This window comes from Limnoraphis robusta CS-951 (genome assembly GCF_000972705.2).
Genome location: NZ_LATL02000194.1, coordinates 1 through 21,003, shown reverse-complemented (window position 1 = coordinate 21,003; position 21,003 = coordinate 1). Strand labels below are relative to the sequence as shown.

General features: G+C 43.0%; 20 protein-coding genes. 7 read left to right on the top strand and 13 right to left on the bottom strand.

What is annotated here, in order from left to right; all coding sequences use genetic code 11:
* Positions 1-42 precede the first annotated feature (42 nt).
* The 3 genes from WN50_RS16770 to WN50_RS16760 form a co-directional block, all read right to left on the bottom strand.
* Entirely contained in the window at positions 43-1,146 is a 1,104-nt protein-coding gene (locus WN50_RS16770) for a C39 family peptidase (RefSeq protein WP_049559894.1), read from the bottom strand.
* A gap of 48 nt (positions 1,147-1,194) precedes the next feature.
* Positions 1,195-2,052: a glycoside hydrolase family protein gene (locus WN50_RS31450; RefSeq protein ID WP_063847402.1), complete on the bottom strand. Its 858-nt coding sequence runs from the start codon at positions 2,050-2,052 to the stop codon at positions 1,195-1,197.
* Positions 2,053-2,277: 225 nt separating this feature from the next.
* Complete coding sequence (locus tag WN50_RS16760; RefSeq protein ID WP_046280875.1) at positions 2,278-2,544, bottom strand: hypothetical protein; 267 nt, start codon at positions 2,542-2,544, stop codon at positions 2,278-2,280.
* Positions 2,545-2,766: 222 nt separating this feature from the next.
* On the opposite strand from WN50_RS16760, the gene WN50_RS16755 reads away from it, so the two are divergent.
* The 5 genes from WN50_RS16755 (at position 2,767) to WN50_RS34685 (ending at position 7,821) form a co-directional block, all read left to right on the top strand.
* Positions 2,767-4,200, top strand: a complete 1,434-nt coding sequence (locus WN50_RS16755; RefSeq protein ID WP_046280876.1) for a NupC/NupG family nucleoside CNT transporter — start codon at positions 2,767-2,769, stop codon at positions 4,198-4,200.
* A gap of 27 nt (positions 4,201-4,227) precedes the next feature.
* On the top strand, positions 4,228-4,935 hold the full coding sequence (locus WN50_RS16750) for a hypothetical protein (RefSeq protein WP_046280877.1): 708 nt from the start codon (positions 4,228-4,230) through the stop codon (positions 4,933-4,935).
* A 99-nt stretch (positions 4,936-5,034) separates the two neighbouring features.
* Complete coding sequence (locus WN50_RS16745; protein ID WP_046280878.1) at positions 5,035-5,649, top strand: DUF3318 domain-containing protein; 615 nt, start codon at positions 5,035-5,037, stop codon at positions 5,647-5,649.
* Between the two features lie 240 nt (positions 5,650-5,889).
* Positions 5,890-7,380 (top strand): dolichyl-phosphate-mannose--protein mannosyltransferase, encoded by a 1,491-nt coding sequence (locus WN50_RS16740; RefSeq protein WP_046280879.1) that lies wholly within the window; start codon positions 5,890-5,892, stop codon positions 7,378-7,380.
* A 264-nt stretch (positions 7,381-7,644) separates the two neighbouring features.
* Positions 7,645-7,821 carry a hypothetical protein gene (locus WN50_RS34685; protein WP_160315395.1) on the top strand — a complete coding sequence of 59 codons (177 nt, stop codon included), beginning with the start codon at positions 7,645-7,647 and terminating at the stop codon, positions 7,819-7,821.
* Positions 7,822-7,858: 37 nt separating this feature from the next.
* On the opposite strand, the gene WN50_RS16735 is transcribed toward WN50_RS34685, so the two are convergent.
* The 4 genes from WN50_RS16735 to WN50_RS16720 form a co-directional block, all read right to left on the bottom strand.
* Entirely contained in the window at positions 7,859-8,809 is a 951-nt protein-coding gene (locus tag WN50_RS16735; RefSeq protein WP_046280880.1) for an ATP-grasp domain-containing protein, read from the bottom strand.
* 3 nt (positions 8,810-8,812) lie between these two features.
* Positions 8,813-9,508, bottom strand: a complete 696-nt coding sequence (locus WN50_RS16730; protein WP_046280881.1) for a hypothetical protein — start codon at positions 9,506-9,508, stop codon at positions 8,813-8,815.
* Positions 9,509-9,521: 13 nt separating this feature from the next.
* Entirely contained in the window at positions 9,522-10,304 is a 783-nt protein-coding gene (locus WN50_RS16725) for a hypothetical protein (protein WP_046280882.1), read from the bottom strand.
* 234 nt (positions 10,305-10,538) lie between these two features.
* Positions 10,539-11,339 (bottom strand): hypothetical protein, encoded by an 801-nt coding sequence (locus tag WN50_RS16720; RefSeq protein WP_046280883.1) that lies wholly within the window; start codon positions 11,337-11,339, stop codon positions 10,539-10,541.
* 261 nt (positions 11,340-11,600) lie between these two features.
* Between WN50_RS16720 and WN50_RS16715 the strand changes: the two genes are divergently transcribed.
* Positions 11,601-13,181 (top strand): cytochrome P450, encoded by a 1,581-nt coding sequence (locus tag WN50_RS16715; protein WP_046280884.1) that lies wholly within the window; start codon positions 11,601-11,603, stop codon positions 13,179-13,181.
* Between the two features lie 256 nt (positions 13,182-13,437).
* Here WN50_RS16715 and WN50_RS16710 read toward each other — a convergent pair whose 3' ends face one another.
* The 6 genes from WN50_RS16710 to ndhM form a co-directional block, all read right to left on the bottom strand.
* Positions 13,438-13,779, bottom strand: a complete 342-nt coding sequence (locus WN50_RS16710; protein ID WP_046280885.1) for a nucleotide disphospho-sugar-binding domain-containing protein — start codon at positions 13,777-13,779, stop codon at positions 13,438-13,440.
* A 67-nt stretch (positions 13,780-13,846) separates the two neighbouring features.
* Entirely contained in the window at positions 13,847-14,731 is an 885-nt protein-coding gene (locus tag WN50_RS16705; protein ID WP_046280886.1) for a GUN4 domain-containing protein, read from the bottom strand.
* Between the two features lie 70 nt (positions 14,732-14,801).
* On the bottom strand, positions 14,802-15,326 hold the full coding sequence (locus WN50_RS16700) for a hypothetical protein (RefSeq protein WP_152964842.1): 525 nt from the start codon (positions 15,324-15,326) through the stop codon (positions 14,802-14,804).
* A gap of 109 nt (positions 15,327-15,435) precedes the next feature.
* Entirely contained in the window at positions 15,436-17,715 is a 2,280-nt protein-coding gene (locus WN50_RS16695; protein ID WP_046280888.1) for a PP2C family protein-serine/threonine phosphatase, read from the bottom strand.
* 310 nt (positions 17,716-18,025) lie between these two features.
* Positions 18,026-19,117, bottom strand: a complete 1,092-nt coding sequence (locus tag WN50_RS16690) for an RNA-guided endonuclease InsQ/TnpB family protein (protein ID WP_049559889.1) — start codon at positions 19,115-19,117, stop codon at positions 18,026-18,028.
* A 266-nt stretch (positions 19,118-19,383) separates the two neighbouring features.
* Positions 19,384-19,719 carry an NAD(P)H-quinone oxidoreductase subunit M gene (ndhM, locus tag WN50_RS16685; protein ID WP_046280889.1) on the bottom strand — a complete coding sequence of 112 codons (336 nt, stop codon included), beginning with the start codon at positions 19,717-19,719 and terminating at the stop codon, positions 19,384-19,386.
* Between the two features lie 155 nt (positions 19,720-19,874).
* On the opposite strand from ndhM, the gene WN50_RS16680 reads away from it, so the two are divergent.
* Positions 19,875-20,678 carry an inositol monophosphatase family protein gene (locus tag WN50_RS16680; protein ID WP_046280890.1) on the top strand — a complete coding sequence of 268 codons (804 nt, stop codon included), beginning with the start codon at positions 19,875-19,877 and terminating at the stop codon, positions 20,676-20,678.
* The last annotated feature ends 325 nt before the right edge of the window (positions 20,679-21,003 follow it).

Here is a 21,003-nt window from a genome sequence, read left to right as displayed (position 1 = left end):
GATCAAGGGGGGATAGAGAGGGGTTGAGGAAGGGGTCAAGATTTAACTAAAAGTTGTAAACAATTTCCCCCAAGTTGTAGGGCCAACAACACCATCAACGGTCAAGTTTTTTTCTTCTTGAAACTGCTTAACAGCATCATCCGTTTTTTTGTCAAATACTCCGTTTTGGTCTACCAAGTAACCCAGTTTTTTTAATGCGGTTTGTACCTGAATAACGTCCGAACCTTCCATTAATTGTTGCTTCAAACGTAACACCCGAGGAACCGGAAAATGACACCAAATTCCGCCACCAATATGACAAACTTCGCGAACGTTATCATAGCTATAACGCACATTTTCGCCACTAGCATTTTTATCATATCCGCCTTGATATCCTAACCATTTTCCGTTCGGATCGTTACAAATCCATTCTTTAGTTGTCTCGTCGTAACCTTTGACAACAATAATATGACCATAGTTTGTGAAGTAACCATGAATAACAACCGGATTTCCTGAAGCAATATGCTGTTTCATGTCACTTTCAGACGCGAATTCTTTGAAGTGGGAATTTTGCAAGGCCCCCCGACCATATTTTTCTCCCCACTCCCGCAATAATCGCATCAAAAATTGGGGTTGATGACGCGCTTGAGAACTTCCATGAAATCCATTTTCTTCATCCCATTGAGACGTTTTGAGATAGAGAACATCTTCGAGTTGAACATCTTGATCAAGATCGGTTTTAGTGCGAGAATCAACCCCGTAATATTTCAAGATCATGGCGATACAAGTCACATTACAAGAACCGCCTGGGTTATATTTATTATTGTGTTGGGTGTGGAAAGGAACCGCTAAATTAACTTTAGGCGGAAGGGTCGGCGGAAATTGTTGAGCATCACGACTTCCACGAGCAACTTCTGCGTTAAAGATTTCGACTTCACTCGCCAAACAATAGTATTGTTTCTCAATATCTTCGAGAGAAACTGAACGCACATCAACATTTTCTAAAATGACTCGAATGTGATTTCCTTGTAAGTTTTGCGTGTAGTCGCTGATGGATATTTCATCGCCAGCTTTATAGAATAGGAGATGTTCTGACAAGAGTTTTTCGGGAGCAAAAGGAAACCGTTTCAGGTAGGAATCTGTTTTGAAGTGTAGAATGTATTGCATGATTTTTGTTGTGGTTTTGGTGTATTTAATTAACTAATAAGTTGGTTTTTACAAGCCTAATGCAGTGACGGTTATCGGCCCAACTAATCCATCTGGATGTAAGCCTTTTTGGGCTTGAAATTGTTTCATTGCTGCATCGGTTTTGAAGTCAAAGACGCCATTGGCTTGAATCTCAAATCCCGCTTTTTGCAATCCGTTCTGAATATAAAGAACGTATTCACTCTGAATTTTAGGTTGAGTTAATTGCAGAAGTTCATACTCTAAAAAAGGTTGCCAAGGTCTGCCCAAAAATAAGGCTCGTTCAGCCATGCGTCGGCGTGTTAAACCTAGTAAAGCCTGACCGCCTGCTTTATTCCAACGGGGAAATTCTTGACTTGCTTCTTGGTGTTTTCCAGCGTTTAAAAACTTCAGCAAGGTTGACTGAAATAACGAACCCGCTCCCAAGTTAAAGCAAAAGGAAACTAAAGCTGAGAATTGATTATCATTAATTTTAACTTGAACCGCATCTTCAACAGCGATTTCAAATTCTTCGATATCTTGGCGTAATAACTCCTCAGCTTCAGCTTGAGTAATGGTCATTCCCCAAGACACATTTTTGGTGTGTCCGTAGCCAATGGTCAGTACATTTACAGCATCGATATAAGCTTCAAGTTCGACGCCTTCAAAGGCTTTGATCAGCTTAATTCCTTCTGAATTAATTTTTCGGCGACTGCTGCGAGGGGGAATCACTTCTCCGCGAGGAATTGGGTTAGCTTTTTCAAGGATAAAAGTATCCGCCAAAGTGAACTGCAATACTTTGATTAACAGTTGCACTTTTCCTTGAGTATCTACAACTCGCAGGGGTTGATTTCCTTCAAATTCACCGACTTGATAATCATCAAAAATCTTCAGTATTCTTTGCGTCATTTGAATTCACCCGAATGTTTCTCGTTCCAAGTTCATCCCGTTAAGGAGTTAAGCTTGTGACCTTTTTTCGAGGTATGGCTCTAGAATAGTCAGAGAAACTGCACCCAAGCAAATGGAGCATTTATCGGGCTGAATCCGGCTTCAGTATTGAGTTTGAACAGTAGGGGATCTCCTGCAACTTCGGGGAATCCCCGAACTTTCTTTTCTTAAACATTGAGAACAATCTTATTCTTCGCTCGGCAAATCCGGCTCACGAGGTTTAAGATTTGTTGGCGGGCGATCGCTACTCCAAGCCCACCACATACATCCACAGTGACAATGATAAAATTCTTGCCATTTACGACGATGATTGTCACCATATACAGGAGAACGACGATTGATCCAAACTTGCTGTGCTTCTAAAGAACTTGCAGAACAATTCGGACAGCAAAATTCAAAAGCATGAATTGCATCGGTCGTCCAGTCAGGCGGAGTAGGCAGAAAAGCATCCATTAGTCAAAAATTGGCTTACGCGAGAAATACTGTTACTATTTTGGGCTTATTTTAAGGGATTTTGAATTTTAAATTTGTGAGCTGACGCTCGCTCCTGTCGTTTTGTTACCCTCTATAGTTGCTCCCAGATAAAAAGATCCCAATGTGTCCATTTATCGCTAAGATGCTTGTCATTAGAGCATTTATCAGGCAATATGCCTGTAGCCGGAGAGGTTGTATGGTATGAACCCACTGTTGAACTTGATATCTCTGTTAGGAATTGTAGGCTTGTGTACAATCGCCTGGTTAGGCTCGGAAAATAGACGAGTGATTTCCTGGAATGTGATTATTTGGGGAATCGGCTTGCAATTGCTTGTTGGGTTGGTGGTCTTTGTGTTTGGCCCCCAACTCGTCGAAGGACTCAGTAGCTTACTCAACGCCATTCTAGATGCGTCTGAGGCGGGAGCGAGGTTTCTGTTTGGTGGCTCGAGTTCGGTTCTCGTCAGCGATCCGAATTTTGCAGCCGGCCCTGGCCCTGCTGGTCGATGGATTGCTCGGGCTGTCGGTACGCCCTATGTCGCGGTTCCCGGCGATCGCATTGGCCCGGATAGTCTGAATCCCGGATTTACCTATGTTCTGGCATTTCGCGCTTTACCGCAAGTGATTTTCTTTGCAGGTTTAGTCAGCTTGCTTTATCGGTTAAATATTATTCAGCCCGTTGTGCAAGTGTTTGCTAAGATTTTCCAGAAAACGATGGGAATTAGTGGAGCCGAATCTTTAGCAGGTGCGGCTAATATTTTTGTCGGAATTGAATCAGCAATTGCAGTCAAACCTTTCCTGCTAGACATGACGCGCAGTGAATTGTGTGCGATTTTAACCAGTTGTTTTGGTTCCATTGCCTCTTCGGTTTTAGCGCTATATGCTGGCTTTTTACGTCCGACGTTTCCCACCATTACCGGACACTTAGTTTCTGCATCTATTCTAACGATTCCTGCCTGTTTTGTGGTGTCAAAACTACTTGTTCCCGAAACAGGTAAACCCAAAACAATGGGCGGTGTTCCGAAAGATCCAGAAGAAGCCTCAGAAAACCGTCCGAACCCGATGGATAGTTTAATTGGGGGTGCATTAGATGGTGTCAAAATGGCGGTGGGAATCGCAGCCGCATTAATTGCTATTCTCGGTATGGTTGCCTTGATTAATTTGGTGTTTTCCTCTTTAGCGGATCTTTCTAAGAGTGAATGGATCATTTTGCAACCGATTGGTAGTGTTTTTCAAGTGATTACACTACAAAATATTCTGGGTGCTTTATTTCTTCCTCTAACATTTATCACGGGAATCTCACTCGATTGGCAAGAATTGTGGCAATCTTCAGTCTTAATTGGAAGACGTTTACTTGAAACCAATATTCCCCCTTATCAAGCTTTAGCCCAACTGAATGCGTCAGGTGGATTGAGTAATCGCGCCATGCTAATTGTCAGTTATGTCTTGTGCGGTTTTACTCATTTTGCTTCCTACGGTATTTTTGTCGGAGGTTTATCTTCTTTGATTCCCTCTCGCAGTTCAGAAGTCTCTTCTTTGGGTTTAAAAGCATTATGGGCGGGAACTTTAGCCACATTAATGACTGGGTGTATTGCGGGTGTATTTGACTTTGGAAATCCTGCTGTATTTGGTAAATAAACTCCAATCGGATTGAGGAATTAAAGCATGAAAAAAAACCGACTCAGTTGGATAGCGATCGCAGCGATCACAACGATAACTTTAATGATAATCGGTCAACCTTTGACTGCTGTAAAATCTTCCTTTTCAGTTGTACAAATTGGTTTACCGACTCAAGCCCAACAAGCCTCTCCCTCGCCCAAACCTTCTCCCTCTCCGGCTGCTTCTCCGGCGCCCAAACCTTCACCCTCGCCATCACCAACACCGACTCCGACTCCCACTCCAAACGTACAACCGTTACCCTTGAGTGAGAGTAACTATAAAGATCCTCAAGGTCGATTTCAGATTGGTATTTTAGAAGGATACAATGTCGGTTTTGTGGGAAATTTTCCGTTAATTGAATCTCCCGAAGGCAATTTAGCCTACACGGTTGTCGCCAAAACCCGAGAAAGTAACCGAGCAATTCCGAATCCTAGTTTAGCACAAATTGCTATTGAAACCTTTGAACGGGGTGAAGGATTTAAACCCAATTCCTATCAAGAATTAGGGACCGGTTCGGTCAGACTTCCTTGGACGGGAACTTTGAAAATGGGAGCGAAAACTAAACCCATTCAAGGAACAATTTTAGCCCGTCAGAGTGGGATCTATATTTTTCTCTTGTTAGTCTCTGCAACAGAGGAAAAAGCCCCAGAAATTGATGCAGCAATTGCAGCTTTATCTAATACCCTCAAACCCATAGAACAGTCCAAAAGTTAGTTGATAATTAAGCTAACCGTTCAAGATGTAGCCTCGGTAAAGGCGTAAATCTAATCCTCCATCTTCCTCGAAAATCTACAATTAAAATTGAGATTATCCATGACTCAAGATACTGAAATTAGTCACTTGTTAGACTTAATGCCTGCTTCGGGTCGAATGATCACTAAGTTGATCAGCAAACCCCAACAAAAAACAGTGATTGATAGCCCTTTTCCCTTGCCTTGGAAACCGATACGGCAAGTTTTTATCAATTTTGAACTCTGGCAAAATTTATCTCGCTCACAACGAGATTTGCTGTTATTGAGAACAGTTTGTTGGGTTTGTAATATTCGCTGGATTAAACTTGATATTAATCAGGGTGTTGCTTTAGCTGGAATTGTCGGAACTGTGGTCGAAATCTCTCAGCAAGATGCGGTAGGAGTCATGTTAGCAGGGAGTTTAGCAGCTATTGGTTTAACTCAAATTTGGAAATCAAACCACAGTTCTCAAGTGGAACTCGAAGCCGATGAAATGGCAATTCGAGTCTCCCTACGACGAGGTTATTTAGAAGCAGAAGCGGCTCGTGCTTTATTACAAGCTATCGAACGAGTTGCAGAAATTGAAGGTCGCACCAGTTTAAATTTTATCGAATTAGTTCGTTCTCAAAATTTACGGACGATTGGTAAACTTTCTTCTGTAGCTGTTCCTGATAGTATTCGACAAGAAACCCGATAATTTATTCTTCTTGTAGAGACCCGTATTGGCTGTTCTTTAGAGCATTCATAGATCTATGTCTCCCAGCATAAAGTGAATCCGTTCTTCCGCGTAGGGGCGGGTTCCTCAAGGATAATTTATGGGATGGAGTAAACCGATATAAACCCGCCCTCTGTTTGAAAAAAGACCCAAATATCACGAAGTTTCGTTCTTTGTGTCTCTGTGTCGAGCGTGGTTTTTCTTCTCTCCCTTTCAGGACTTATGACTAGGTATCAACACCGTTTCAAATCCTCACAATTTTGGTTTAGAGTAGGAATTCTGGTGATTTTTATCATCTCATTGCTGCTGAGATTTTGGGGCTTGAGTCGATTTAATACGTTGGTTTTTGATGAGGTTTATTACGCAAAATTCGCCAATAACTATCTAACTCAAACTCCTTTCTTTAACGCTCATCCCCCTTTAAGTCAGTATATTATTGCCATTGGAATTTGGATCGGTTCTCATTTACCCTTTGGTCAAAATACAGTCAATGATCTTGCAGGTTCAACGCTTTCAACCTGGAGTTATCGTTGGATAAACGCTTTAACGGGTGCATTTATTCCGGTTGTTGCTGGGGCGATTATTTATCAACTGACTTCTCGCCGCAGTTATACCTTTCTCGCGACGCTATTAATGGCTACAGATGGTTTATTTTTAGTAGAATCTCGCTATGCACTCAATAATATTTATATTGTTATTTTTGGCTTACTCGCCCAACTCTTGTTTATTATCTCACTCAAAGTTGAGGGGGTCAAGCGATGGAGGATGTTAGTCGCTTCCGGAATCTGTTTCGGTGCCACTGTAGCTGTCAAATGGAATGGCTTAGGATTTTTACTGGCAATTTTTCTGCTATTAATGGCGGCTTGGATCATTAAATTTGCTTTCGCTGCTTGTGAAAATCTGGCTCTTGTCAGTTCTCACAAATCCCCTCTCGAAAACTTAACTCAGTTATCAATTCCCCAGTTAGGCTTAAGTTTAGTTATTATTCCCCTTTTATTTTACTTTATCGCTTGGATTCCGCACCTGCAAATTAGTCCTGAACCCGGACTTTGGGAACTGCAAACGACTATTCTCCAATATCACAAAACCCTCGGAACAGGGCCGGATATTCATCCTTATTGCGCGGCTTGGTATACTTGGCCTTTAACGCTGAGACCTCTCGCTTATTTCTATCAGAGAATTAACAACCTCACCGATCTCGAGCCGTCCTTGCCTCCCCCCAGTTTTACACCTGTTATTTATGATGTTCATGCAATGGGAAATCCCCCTTTGTGGTGGTTCTCTGTTGTGGCGATCATTTTAACGATTTGGATGTTATGGGAACGGATCAAAATATGGGTTAAAATAAAACAAGAATCACCAAATCTATCCTCAACTAATCTACAAGCTTATACCCGTTTTCCACCGACAATAGAGTTATGGTTATTACTCTATCTTGTCGTGAATTGGTTGGCAAATTGGGCACCTTGGATAACTGTCACACGCTGCGTTTTTCTCTATCATTATATGAGTGCGTTTGTGTTTGCCGCCTTGATCCTTGCTTGGTGGATTGATCGCTGGTTGCATAGCCATCTCCTCCATTTACGCTTGATGGGGGTGACAGCAGTTTTTTTAATTCTCTTAGGTTTTGTATTTTGGATGCCGATTTTTTTGGGTCTTCCCCTTTCTCCCGAAGCATGGCAAAGCAGAATGTGGCTGCCAAGCTGGATTTAACTTAGATGAGTTTTTTCTCATCTTTTTGATCAAATTCAAGGGTTAAATCAGATCCGTATAAAGCAAGCAGATACGGAAAACCGAACTTTAAAAAGTTCTCAAAAATTAGGATTTTTTTTCCGGAATGAAACTTCAATTTATGGAAGTATATTAAAGTGACATCAATCACGAATCCCCGCTAGGTTAATCACGGCAAAGTTAGGGATTTTAGTTGATAATATTACATAAGATCAAAACTGAGTTAAAAGCGAGGACAGAAGCATTATGGACAAACCAGAAAATAAGAAACCGACACCTAAACCCCAAGAAAACTTGAATGAGGACGCCAAGCAAATTGATGCGATGGCCAAAGCAATCATTGTCGGTCTCACCTGGTCACTGGCTGGTTTAACAACACCGAAGAAATCAGCTAAAACTCAACAAGATGCGCCTGAAATTTAGGTAGAAAACTCACCTAAAACTGAGTTAGGTGAAGCAATTATCGGGTTGCCATTTTGAATCGTTGAGGCTGTTTTTGAGTGAGTAACTGTGCGATCGCTAAACTAATCGGTTGATGAGTTTCTTGCTGATAAAATGTATATCCCGGCGATGGATTAACCTCAAAACAATACCATTCACCATCAGAAGTTTGTCGCAAGTCAATACCCGCTAGAGGAAGTTTCAGGGTGGCAGCGAGTTGTCGGCATCGCTGTTCGATTTCTAGAGGTAAAATATCATTTTTTAATTGAGGATAATCCGTTGTATCATCAGGATAGCGATAATCATCAGCCGTTGAAGCGATCGCACAGGCAAAAACCGCCTCACCCACAACATGAACCCGATAATCTTGTCCGGGAATATATTGTTGAAATTGAGTCGGACACCAAGCAACATTTGCCAGACGTTTGTGATGTTCAGGACTCAAACGAGACACTTTACTCCGAGTCGAACTAATCGACTTATAAATCACACTTCCATGCTGTTTCCAAAACGCATAAACGGCATCCGAATCAGTCGTGACAAGAGTATCAGGAACTTGAAAACCGACTTGACGAATCTGTTGTAATTGGTAGGGTTTAGAATTATTAGAAGCCATTGCACTCGGACGGTTCAAAACCAACGCCGATGTCATTTCTACCCAGGACAATAACGCATCATCAACCGCTACGGCCTGTTGCCAAATTCGACTATTAGAACCTGCTTCTACTACCATTGGAAGACGGCGGGAGTCGTAGGGACGTAAATAGACACCTGTAACTTGATTGAGATCAATTTTGAAGTTAGGCGTGCAAATTTCACCTTCTATTTGACTTCCGACAGAGAGGGTGATTTCCGTTTGTAAAATCTCCCGTTGGTCTAAAAAAACAGTTGGAAAACCCAGCTCATTCAACTCTTGATAAACAGTATATAAAGGTGAATCTCCAGGCAATCCCCACAGTAGAGTTAACATGAATTATTTCCCGTTCAAGTATTCTAAAATGGCAATGGTAATCTCCGAAGATTTGAGATTAGGCCATAAATCAGCACTGATAAAATTGCCGCCTGCTTCTGGGTGATTATAGTGAACGACTAACAACTCAACACCTGCAAATTGAGCAAGTTTTTGGGCTTTAGTTCCTAATATTGGGTCAACTTCACCAATATAGCGATCACCAATAACTGTTACACTAACTCGCTCTGAGGGAATTTTTAAGGCTTGGGGTTCAGCATTTAAGCTAATATATTGATGTTGGGTTTCTACAGACATTCCCACTTGAGAAGCTGCATAGATCCACTGTTGATGTCGCCAATTTGTTCCCATTAAGCAAGTCGGTGTAGGTCGGTTCAGAATTGGACAGGAAAGGTGAGCTAACCAAGACCCTAAAAAGGCTGTCATTTCCGCCGCCACATAAGGGCGATCATTCTCGACAATACTCAAGAGTTCTTGTTCAAATACACAAGGTAAACGAGTTAAAACTCCGGTAATTTGTTCGACAGAAATCACTTGATCGTTGATGACAGCCGTTGAGTCTTGAAGGCTTCCGAGATAGTGACGCCACCCAGTTTTTGATAAATCATCAGGGGTGAGTAACGTCACATCTCCATCCGTCCAATTTTCCACCCAGAAGCGAGCAGCTTCATCGTAACAACTAGCTAATACGATAAGCATACTCGCCTCCTTTTTATACTTCGTTTAACGCTTGTTCACCAACAGCCGGACGTTCATCAGGAGAGATAAAAGCTTCCCCATTTTGTTCGAGACGTTGTTGAATATTGTCAATGGTTTGAGCCATTAAACCTAGAGATTGTTGAAGTTCGAGATTGGGAAGTGTAATATTGTCTGGATCGGGTTTGCTGATATCAGGAATATCCCGAACTTTGATATCAGGAATTTCTTTGATCTCCGGCTTAACTTCTTTGAAAACTTTGGGTGAAGTTAGCTGAAACAAACTGCTTCCGGTTGCAGTTGGAAGGCTATAAACCAGTTGATCAAACTCAGACAAATTCATCACACCTTTGTTAACAAAGGTACCGCGATGTTCAGGCGTAATCAAGACATTGAAACGTTGGAAACCTCCAAAGCGTCCTTGTAAAAAGATTTCTACATAACCCCGAACTTCTAATTGATCCTGATCAGGATTGAGTTTAGTGATGTCGGGTTGTAAAATAACTAAAGCGGTATCGTGAGCGGGAATTGAAAGATCATAGTTGAATTTTCGGGGATCAGCAGTCGGAACTAAGTCACCAAAAACATTATTACCGACAACATCTCGAATAGTGATTGTATCATCTAAATTTAGATTAGGCGTTGTCGCAGAAAAGCGTAGTCTCAGGCATAAAGGGGTATTATTGGGATTAGCGATCGTCAGAAAATAACCTTGTATAACTGTACGAGCAGATCCAGGGATATTACCCTCGACTGGAGTAATGGGTGTTAACAACAGTTCAAACGTTGAAACTAGCATAAAATCCTTAAAACTTTGTGTGGTATGAACTAAAGCCAGATATCTTTGTCTGCCAAGATTAATTGAGCAGTTGCAATATCTTGTTCTTGCTTCCCACTTTAGCGAGTTTGCCAAACGATTGAAAAGTAGCTGTTTTAGGTGTCACCAATTTGAGTTACTCTGTTTGAGCGACAAGAAAATATACTTATTCACAGCGCCAGCCTAACATCCTTAAGCAGTTTGTAGCTTTTAAATCTATTTATCCTGTCCCATTACCACTCCCCAAAAATGCGTTTTAAAGGCGACCTCATCCACCTGCACTTGCATTGTTTTCGCCCAAGTATAAACCTCAAATTTAACAGACTTTGTAGATAGAATTGAAATATCGCTTAAAATTGACACCCAATGACTCGGATAAGGAATGCGTGGGGGTTGATTTCTTAATAATCCTCCGTCGTTAATTAAAGCCAAAGCAACGCCACCCGAATTTAACACCTCGGAAACTTCAAGCATCGCTTTTAAATCTCCAAATAAGTAAGTGTTTTTATACTGATGTTTTTGATAGCCTAAAATTTCTTTCACCCATTCGCAAATTTCCCAAGGTTTTGTCATTCCCCCAAGATTGCGAATAATATCCGGGGAATTCGGTTGAACCGGAACGAGCAAATTTTCTGACTCTCTTAATGTCGATAATATCATCCAATCGACTTGTGGCATTTGATAATTTCCCTCCGCATTTCGCAACTTTTCTGAGGCGGAAATCCAACGTTCACTGCGAGTATGAAAGCCGCCAATTTGAAACAGATTACGACAAATTTTTACATAATACAAAGGATCACGACAAATCAGTTCAAAAATAATCACCGCAGGCCCACAAAAGGGTTGACTTCCTTGGTTTAATGTGAGAGGATTATTAACACGCGATCGCAATTGTGCAATCAGTTGATTTTTATCGAGTCCCCGCCAAACACCGGGAACTTTCGACTGTTCAAAGGCGGTAATTTCTGCTAAAGCTTGGCGAACTTGTTCGGACTTGGGTAGTTGTGAAACGATCATGGAAAAAGCCAATAAAATCTATTTACTGGCTACTGTGGCACTGAATCAGTTTCCTTCTCGGGCGTTGGAGGACAGAAAATCAACTGGTAGAGTCTCAAAATAAGTTATTGCCGATTAGTAGAGGTTGTGCTAGTTTACTACCATCCCATTTATCCAGGAATTCCCCCAATTCCCTGTACTGTTAGCCGGGTATAAAACCAAACGGTGGGCTGGCGCCTTGCTTGAGTTGGTGCTCGTATGATAGTTTAATCTGGTGAACTTATGCTCTTATTCAGCAAGACTCAGATTGCAGTTTTTCCATTGCCCGTTTTAGCCGTAATTTTCATTACCATCGCCGGAATACTGGGCTGGCGCTATTGGGAAAAAAGAAAATCCTATCGGTCTCTCAAATCGCTGCCTTCTCCACCTGGAAACTTGCTATTCGGCAATATTCCTCAAGTCCTAGAGGCGGTTAAAAAAAAGCAATTTTTTAAACTGCTATTTGATTGGAGCAAACAGTATGGTTCCATGTATGTTTATTGGACGGGGTATCCCGTTCTGATTTTAAGCAAGCCGTCCGCCATTGAAAATACCATAATTAATGGAATGAGAGACGGTAGCTTCATCAGATCTCAAAGCATAAGTCGCGCTTGGAACGATATGAGCGGCCCAATTTTGCTCGGAGAAAGCGGATCACAATGGCAGTGGCGTCGCAAAGCTTGGAATCCCGAATTTACTTCGAGTGGAGTTTCGCAGTACATAGACGTTGTTCACCAAGGCTGTTCTCAAATCACAGAAAAAATTCAAGAAGCCGACCCCTCAGAAAACGTTCGGGTCGATCCCCTGTTTGTAGAATTGACCATGCGTGTAATTGCCTGCTTGGTGTTAGGAATTCCGGTCGATAGCAGCACTCCCAGCCCGGAAGGACCGCCCCTTGAGGTTCAGAAAATCTACGAGGCGATGTCAGTTATTACCTATCGATTTCTGCGGGTGGCGACCGGCGAAAAACCCTGGATGAAATATTTGCCCACAAAATCGTCTCGCGATTACTGGTCGGCCAGACGCTATCTTGAACAATTTCTCGCCCCCCGCGTGGATCTGGCTTTGCAACTGAGAGACTCTCAGCCCAACGAGTCGGGTTCGATCAGTCCTCTGTTCGCCCAATCAATGCTGGTCAAAATAGCCGCAAAAGAACCCCGTTACACAAGGGAAACGCTGATTGCAGAAATGATTGAACTGCTGATTGCGGGGACCGATACTACAGCGCATACATTATCTTTCACGGTTGGCGAATTGGCTTCGCATCCGGAGGTTTTTAAAAAGGCTCAAACCATTGCAGATCAAGTATGGGAAAAGCACGGCTCAATTTCAATAGAAAGCCTCAAAGAACTCACCTATCTCCGGGCGATTGTCAAAGAAACACTTCGCCTTTATTCGGTGGCATCGGGTTCGACTTCGTTACAAGCCGTCAGGCCGACCGTTGTTGAGGGTATTAGCATTCCTAAAGGCACGAAAGTATTTTGGTCGATGCTGGGTGCGGGACGGGATGCCGAGACCTACCCTCAACCGGAGGAATTTCTGCCCGAACGTTGGCTCGAACACAACAAAGGAAACCTTTCGCTGCCAATGATCGATTTTGGGTCAGGCTCTCATCGCTGTCTGGGAGAACATTTGGCTTTATTAGAAGCAACAGTTATGTTGGCCCAACTGCTGCGACATTTTGATTGGGAGTTGGTCAACGGTCGTTCATCTCTGGAAAATTTGCAGCAGAACCTGTTGATTTACCCGGCGGACGGGATGCCGATCCGATTTCAGTCCAGGGAGGTTGTAGCTGGAGCTACTGGCTACTGTGGCACGAAATGAGTTCCCCTCTCGGCTGTTAGAGGACAGAAAATCAACTGGTAGGGTCTCCAAATAAGTTATAGCAGTTATCATGCTGCTGAGATACAGGACTTTATGCTTTGGGCAAAAGGCAAGAGTTCATGTGGCAAGAGGAAAATTTTAAATATATACCTCACCAGATTGAAAAACGCTATATTGCGGATCAAGAGAGTTATGCAAACCGCAGTGAAAGTATTATTTGCAGAGTGCATACTTCCTCTTTAGCCGATTGATTTTTTTAAGCCAAAACCGGTTTACCCGTAGAAACCGCCCGTTCAATAATATCGGCCGCCCGTTGAACGCCTCCCGCCCGTTTAATTGCCTCTTGAAGTCTCAAAGCGTTCTGTTTGTAGGAATCTTCCGTTAACACCTTCTCAACCGCCACCCGAAGTTTAGAAGCGTTTAACTTTTTCAACGGAACGACCTCCCCCGCTCCCGTCCAACCGATTCTTGCGGCGACTCCGGGCTGATCGTTTGTCACCGGAATCCCAACCATTGGAACCCCATTGTTCAACGATTCCAAAGTCGTATTCATCCCGGCGTGAGTAATGGTTAAACTGGCTTTTTGCAGCAGTTCCATTTGAAAACTCCATCAACTTGCTGTGAATTAGCCGATAAAATGACCCTACAACAAATTATCCAATTCGTCAACTCTTCTGACAGCAAATCAAGCGGTTCAAAAACAAAGAAAGATTTTCGGCTGCGGTTCCTGAACCCATTCCATAACAAGCGCGTTTTCGCCAAACAATCACCGGGAGATGTCCTGCGGGTGCATTGGGGTTGAATGTGAGTTCATTGTAATATTTCCAATTTTCCCCTTGTCGCCATCCGACTGCATCACAAAACGTTGGATAATCTCCTGCTAAACCGTCTAAAATTTGCTGCTGAACCCCTAAACCAAACAAACCATTACTATAATAATTCCAGAGATAATCTATCGTTTGTAAGTCAACACAAGGAAAGTTTTCAATATCTTCTATTCTCAGCCAACCTTCGGGTTCTCGTCTCGCTAAATATAGAACAATTTGCCAAGTATATTCATCAGAACTTTTCCACTCTCCGGCAGCGAGTAACTCACTCAGGGGTAAATAATCCATCCCAACTTCAGACATCAAAGGCGTTTCTTCTACGCCACCTTCTAGCCAATTTTCTAGACGGGATATTGTATTAAAAACACGTTCAGGATTGAGTAATTCTAGATAATGTAAAACCCATTCCAGTTGATTGTGTAAGTTTTGGCGCTCAACAGTCGCTTGTTGAAGTTTGGCTTCAATAGTCTCTAGCCTCATCGATAAATCAGCAAGATTCAATGAATTTTGAGAAAAATTTTCTCCGGCTGAAGGCATTTTTTCTAGATCTTGTTTCAGGAATTTTAACTCTTGCCACTTGTGTTTTGCCCATTCTAACCTAACGGATTCTAGATGTATTTCTGTTGAGTTTTGGGTTGGCGATTGTAGACACCAATGACAAACCCAACAAAATTCTGGAACCGATTGCGGATATTCCTGTTGACAGACTGGGCATTGAAACATAAGCAATCAGATCGGTTAAAATTCCAGCTTTCTCTCTCAACAAATTAGAGAAGAATTTAAGATTTCACTCCTACTTTTTGGAGTCTTTAGGAGAAAATAAAGAAGGCAATCCAAACCACAGTCCGATCGCAATAAATAATACTAGGGCATTTTCTCCACCCATCGCACTGCTCTGATAATATTGATTACGAGAACTCGTTGGTTGAGATGTACTGAGACCCGAATAATCCCCTGTAGAAGCCATTAAATCTTCTTGTGTTTCCGATTCCCATTCGTAGGCTGTTTCATCAGATGAGGAGTCTTCTAAAGCCGCTACGGGTTGATGCTCTTCACTCCAATGACGAGAGCGGAGACGATGTTTACGCAAATACCCACAATAGGGTTTATGTTTAGAATAAATCTCGTCATATAAAGATCTGGGCTTCGGAGATTTGCAGTCCTCGACAACTTCGCCACAGGAAGGTTGATGACTCGGAGGTTGACGAGGGATCTTACCACCCGGAAAACCATCCGCTTTAGCAGGACTCGGGAAAATCCCCGATGAGATCGCCGCTATCGAGATAACCACAGCCCAGATTTGATTTTTGTTCATCATCAATCTCCCCACATTGATCTGATTTTGAGATTGATCGTAGCAGATTAACGGATGATTTCAAAGAGATTTAAAGGGAAAAAATCGTTAACATCCGTTCAACTCAGGCTGATCAAGGGACATTTTGACAAACTCCTTTTTGTTGAGGCTTAAATAGGGGAGTATTAACCATTAAGGCTGAAACATCTTTAGATCGCATCCAGCCTGTATCTCCAGCTTCCAGAGGCGGAATCAGTTCACTATTTTCTGCTAAATCTTCAGAGGCTTCAGCTTGCGGATCGAGTTGTTCATTTTCCCCTATAGATGGATTTACAAAGTCAGGATTTTGTTCGATCCCCTGTTCATCTTTTGCCGTCTTTGTTAGTGCTAAACTTTGAGCATTGGGCAAATTACAAACTTTTAACTCTAGCCAAGATCCTGCTTGAGGAGTCGATTGTTTTTCTAGCACTAGAAAAACTGTTCCCGAAGGAACATTACCCTTAATCCAAGGTTTACCAAATTCTTTCAAGAGTTGAATATAACCTCCTGAAGTTTCAGCATCAACTGCGGTATTTTTGCCAAGTTGAATGAAAGATTTTAAACTGACTGTCGGAGTTTGAGGCAAAGGGAATTTTGGCACAGCCGGAGGGGGGGTGTTCGTCTGAGTCACAACAGGATCGGCTTGCTGATTCCGTTTCTCTGAATTTAAGATACCGGAAAAGTAAACTAAAACCCCTGCCAAACCTAATAAAAAGGCAATCCCCAAAGACAACGGCCAAATTTTAGAAAACTTCGAGGAGGAAGGTATATCGACAAATACAGTATTAGGGAATTGAGAATCATCCGTTGGAATACCATCGGAATCGTCTTGAGAATCCCCGTCTAAATTCGTAACAATCGGCGAAACTTTGACTTCAGGCAGAGCGTAAATTCCCGATTTAGTCGAAACACGAAAGTGAAGGATTGAAATCGTTACATTATCGTGACCATTGAGGGTATTAGCGATTTCAATTAATCGATTTTTCGCCGTTGCTAGATCAGTTTCCGCGTTCAAAATCGGTAGAATTTCACTTTCCCAATAATCCTCAATACGATCTTTATCACTCAGCCCATCAGAACAGAGTAAAAAGATACAATCCTCATCAATTGGGAACCGTTGCACCGTCGGGTAAAGGGTTGATGAGGAGGTAATACCCAAAGCTTGAATCAAAGCACCCGAGGCTCGGGGTTGAATCGCATCTCGATACAGTGCATAACCCAGACGGACTTCACGAGAAGCGACATCATCATCCAGCGTCACCTGATAACAGCCTGTGCGAGTAATCCAGTAGGCGCGACTGTCACCGATATGGGTAATATAAACTTCATGCTCACGGGTCAGAGCCATGACCAACGTGGTCCCCATGCGTTCCCGTCCCTGACGATGTTCGCTGTCGTTGCGCTGACAGATGACATCATTGGCCAGATTAGTCGCCCGTTTTAACTGAGTGATCAACGAAGGCCCATCCCAACTCGCCGGATGAGAACGGATATTTTCTAATTCGCCGCGTAGAACATCAATAGCGAGGTGTGAAGCAACTTCTCCCCCTTCCTGTCCCCCAATTCCATCGCAAACAATCGTCAAAGCCGGAGTATTCGCGGGAACTTGAACGAGGGTATCACGGTCAGGATAACAAGCATCTTCATTGTGAGAACGAGTCGGCCCTGTATCTGTCGCTGTGATAATTTCCACCCGACGAGACAGCGATCGCCCACAAATCGCCATTGCTTGGTCGAGTTGATAGATCAATTGTTCCGGCTTGTGGATTTCTTTGTTGATCATTTGGTGAGTCAACTGGCCGAGAAACTTTTGAATTTTCGGGTGAGCATCTTCGAGCCATTGTTGCCAAAGTAGTCCCAGTTGAGCGAGAGTTGCCTTTTTCCAGTCCTCCTCTAACTGCGCTAATCGCACTAATGGCCCTTCGATTCGCAGCAATTTCGGGTTCAGCAAACTCGAGGCTACCTCTTGATGTTGGAAGGGATGCCACAGTTGAGCGATTTGCCATAACCAGTTAAGCTGTCGCAAAGCCTCAGTACCCGGCCACAACTCCAATAAACTGGGCATGAGGATTTCCCGTGTGCGATCAATTGGCCCCTGTTCTAAGAGCCAAATCGCGATTCCGAGTTCATTATGGGCAGGAGGGACAAATCCGTATACCAGGGGAAGATGCAGTCGATAGGGAAATAGCCTCAGATAAGGCGCTATTTCCTCAGAAATGCCGTCCGGAATTTCAGGAAAAAGCTCGGGTCGAGTATCGACCACAATCTGATTGTGTTTTAATAAGTAGCGGTCGGCGATTAGCGTTCCCGCAGGTAAAGCATCAATCCCTTCACCTAACGCCCACAAATAGTGTTTTGGCATATGATTTTGCATAGAGGTATCTCACGCCTCTGTTGCCGCTCAAGTTTAGAGTTGATCATTGAGATTGAAAACCGATTGCCTTGGCGAAAAAACGGATTAACTTAAATACTGGGACGAATAAACCTATGCTTTCCCCCAATCAATGCCCATCCGCTCTTCGGTGCAGGTATCTGTTTCAATTGTCATCTGCTTTATAAAACTGATATAACGCGGTACAAACCTTGTTAATGTTTACTTCCTGTCTTGCAAAGTTCCTTCTCGAGCGGTTTCCGCCGAGATCGGACTTTGCGCTGCATCACCCCGGACTGTCGGCAGCACCCGGTCAGACAGGCAAATTAGCCGAGAAGCCCTCGGCATAATGTAATAAATTCAGACTCGCATTATAGTCACGATCTTTGACTTCACCGCAAGCCTGACAGTTGAAAACTCGTTCTTTCAGTGCTATTTTTTGAACGTGACCGCAACTTGAACAGGTCTTAGTTGACGGATAGAATCTATCAGCAAAAACTACAACTGAGCCGTACCACGAAGATTTATACTCAACTTGGCGGCGAATTTCATAAAGATCAGAATCAGCAATAGCACCCGCTAACTTGTGATTTTTCAACATCCCAGAAACATTCAAGTCTTCTAACCCGATGACCGCGTGGTTTTTGCATAGCCATGAGGTGAGTTTGTGAATTGTATCTTTGCGAATGTTGACAATTCTTTGATAAGCTTTTGCTAATTTTAGCTTGGCTTTATTCCTGTTGTTTGAACCCTTCTGTTTTCTAGAAAGTTCGCGCTGAAGTCGAGCCAGATTTTTTTGAGCTTTTTTGTGGGCTGCTGGATTGGCAAAAACAGTACCATTTGAACAGGTCGCTAAGACCTTAACTCCAACATCAACACCCAGATAAACTCTTGATTTAACAGTCTGTTCTGGTTCAAATTCGTAGGCTACAGACAAATACCAAGAATCAGCGACTCGACTAATTGTGACTCGTTTAGTCTGAATTTCCGGGATGGGTTCATAAGTGAATACCCATCCAATAAAAGGAAGCTTCAATCTCCTCCCTGAAAACCTCATTACTTGGCCACAATTATCTAAAGTAAAGCTATCATTTATGCCTTTTTTCTTGAACTTCGGATGTTTGGCAACGCCTTGAAAGAATCGGCTAAATGCTTCTCCCAAGTGCATGAAGGCAAATTGATAAACTCTAGAACTTAGCGTTGACTGCCAGGAATATTGAGGTTTAATGTGATTGGTGTAGAACTTTTTTAGCTTATTCGTTGAAGGTTTTAAACCCTGTTTGTAAGCTTCATTCCACATCGCTAACGCCCAATTCCAAACCCACCTAGAATATCCCGCGTGGGTCGCCATTAAGGTTCTTTGACGGTTGTTAAGTTTGAGTTTGGTATGATAGGCTCGTTGCATAGATATATTATCTGATCTTACAGATAGTATCGTGTTGTACCATAAATCGTCTACTAAGTTACTGCTCCATGTTTGTTGACCACAGGTTATCAGTTATGAGATTCGCACTGCGCGATCGGTCAAAAGTTTCCCTCCCTCAATTCCTTTTTAACCCATTCAGTGAGTGCAATCGGGAAAAAACCTGAGATACAGCAGCCCCAGAACAAAGACAAAGAGAAGCAATTTAGATAGGGCTGCTAGATTTGAGACTGAATCAACAGGTCAACTCACTCAGAGGCAACCCGAGGTAATCCCATACTGTAGTTGAGAACTCGACTGTTGAGATTGTAGCTAATCTCACCGGATTGTAAGAGCGATCGCACAAAATGTTCAAGATCCGAGCCAATGCGACGGAGATTGTACTCGGTTAAGTCTTCTCCATTGGCGGCTTCAACCAATTGGTCAAATTTTTGATAAACCTTTTTCAGAGCTGCCTCACTCCAGTTGAATTCATTATCCGGGTCAACATCTATCGTTAACCGTTGGTCATTGTCAACCAGTTCTTCGTTCTGAATTTCGGCGGTGTAAATATGAATATGCCGAGTTGTGGATTTGAGCAACATAACGTCTGCAATTGTAAGTCTTTAATCTTTGCACTTTCATTGTAAACTAGGACATCCCAACCGCGAGGCGTTTTTCTATCATCCCTCTCTAGCAGCATACGCTAGCCCCTATTCTAGATCTAGCTTGTAATCAATCTCTAGATCATCCTCATCCTATGACAAACTTTTGGCAGACTCTCCTCAATTTTGCCCAAACCACCACCCAGGAAGTCGGACAGCAGTTAATGCTTGATTTTGGTTCCGCACAAGCCTCGGAAAAGTCTGATGGGAGTTTGGTGACTCAATCTGACCAGTGGGCTGACGAAGAAATTCGTCATCGGATTAACAACAGTTTCCCCGAACATGGTCTGCTTTCAGAAGAAGGTGAACATCTATTCCCCGCTACAGACTGGTGTTGGATTATTGATCCGATTGATGGAACCACCAACTTCACTCGGGGAGTTCCCATTTGGGGCATTTTAATGGGTCTGCTTTACCGAGGAATGCCTGTATTTGGCTATGTTCATCTCCCCCCTCTCAATCAGTCTTTTCATGGCTTCTGGCTGGAAAATACGGGGCTAACTGGCCCGACGGGGGCTTTTCGCAACCAACAACCCATTCACCCTAGTTTAGACGCTCCCAGTTCTCAGCATTTTTTTAATGTTTGCACCCGTAGTACGGCCATTATCCCCAATATTCCCTGTAAAATTCGCCTGATGGGTATGGCGGGTTACAACTTTTTAATGGTGGCTTCCGGTGCTGCTATTGGCGGGGTAGAAGCAACACCGAAAGTTTGGGATATCGCCCCCCTTTGGCCAATTCTTAAGGCGGCAGGTGTTGTTTGGACTCCGTTGAACCCTGAACCGATTTTTCCCCTCCAACCCGGACAAGATTATGGTCATCGTTCCTATCCGATATTAGTGATGAGTCAAAAACAGTGGGTTTCCCAGTTTCAACCCTTAGTCCAGGGTTTACAGTGAACAGTCAGTCTTGGGGCGGGTTCTGTCAAAATCTCTGTTTGTGATCAATCTTTGATATCAACCCATCCTTAACTGTTAATTGTAAGAGAGGGCGGGAATATCCACGGTTGTTTGTGAGAAACATCAATCTATTCTGAACCCGCCCCTACAAAACTTCTAAAAGGGCGGGAATATGCACGGTTGTTTATTATAGCAGGTCGCGCTGGCTTGTTTACAAGGGTCAAGCCTTGAATTTACCACCAAGACACAAAGACACAAAGAAGTTGTAAACATTAACCTGCTCATTGCTATAGAATCATAAATTGATTGGGAACCCGCCCCTACA

Coding starts and splice junctions, on each gene's coding strand:
- WN50_RS16760 (WP_046280875.1), bottom strand. CDS start 2,544: ATGGATGCTTTTCTGCCTACTCCGCCTGACTGGACGACCGATGCAATT.
- WN50_RS31450 (WP_063847402.1), bottom strand. CDS start 2,052: ATGACGCAAAGAATACTGAAGATTTTTGATGATTATCAAGTCGGTGAA.
- ndhM (WP_046280889.1), bottom strand. CDS start 19,719: ATGTTGCTCAAATCCACAACTCGGCATATTCATATTTACACCGCCGAA.
- WN50_RS16715 (WP_046280884.1), top strand. CDS start 11,601: ATGCTCTTATTCAGCAAGACTCAGATTGCAGTTTTTCCATTGCCCGTT.
- WN50_RS16705 (WP_046280886.1), bottom strand. CDS start 14,731: ATGTTTCAATGCCCAGTCTGTCAACAGGAATATCCGCAATCGGTTCCA.
- WN50_RS16695 (WP_046280888.1), bottom strand. CDS start 17,715: ATGCAAAATCATATGCCAAAACACTATTTGTGGGCGTTAGGTGAAGGG.
- WN50_RS16740 (WP_046280879.1), top strand. CDS start 5,890: ATGACTAGGTATCAACACCGTTTCAAATCCTCACAATTTTGGTTTAGA.
- WN50_RS16770 (WP_049559894.1), bottom strand. CDS start 1,146: ATGCAATACATTCTACACTTCAAAACAGATTCCTACCTGAAACGGTTT.
- WN50_RS16700 (WP_152964842.1), bottom strand. CDS start 15,326: ATGATGAACAAAAATCAAATCTGGGCTGTGGTTATCTCGATAGCGGCG.
- WN50_RS16735 (WP_046280880.1), bottom strand. CDS start 8,809: ATGTTAACTCTACTGTGGGGATTGCCTGGAGATTCACCTTTATATACT.
- WN50_RS16745 (WP_046280878.1), top strand. CDS start 5,035: ATGACTCAAGATACTGAAATTAGTCACTTGTTAGACTTAATGCCTGCT.
- WN50_RS34685 (WP_160315395.1), top strand. CDS start 7,645: ATGGACAAACCAGAAAATAAGAAACCGACACCTAAACCCCAAGAAAAC.
- WN50_RS16755 (WP_046280876.1), top strand. CDS start 2,767: ATGAACCCACTGTTGAACTTGATATCTCTGTTAGGAATTGTAGGCTTG.
- WN50_RS16725 (WP_046280882.1), bottom strand. CDS start 10,304: ATGCTAGTTTCAACGTTTGAACTGTTGTTAACACCCATTACTCCAGTC.
- WN50_RS16710 (WP_046280885.1), bottom strand. CDS start 13,779: ATGGAACTGCTGCAAAAAGCCAGTTTAACCATTACTCACGCCGGGATG.
- WN50_RS16720 (WP_046280883.1), bottom strand. CDS start 11,339: ATGATCGTTTCACAACTACCCAAGTCCGAACAAGTTCGCCAAGCTTTA.
- WN50_RS16690 (WP_049559889.1), bottom strand. CDS start 19,117: ATGCAACGAGCCTATCATACCAAACTCAAACTTAACAACCGTCAAAGA.
- WN50_RS16730 (WP_046280881.1), bottom strand. CDS start 9,508: ATGCTTATCGTATTAGCTAGTTGTTACGATGAAGCTGCTCGCTTCTGG.
- WN50_RS16750 (WP_046280877.1), top strand. CDS start 4,228: ATGAAAAAAAACCGACTCAGTTGGATAGCGATCGCAGCGATCACAACG.
- WN50_RS16680 (WP_046280890.1), top strand. CDS start 19,875: ATGACAAACTTTTGGCAGACTCTCCTCAATTTTGCCCAAACCACCACC.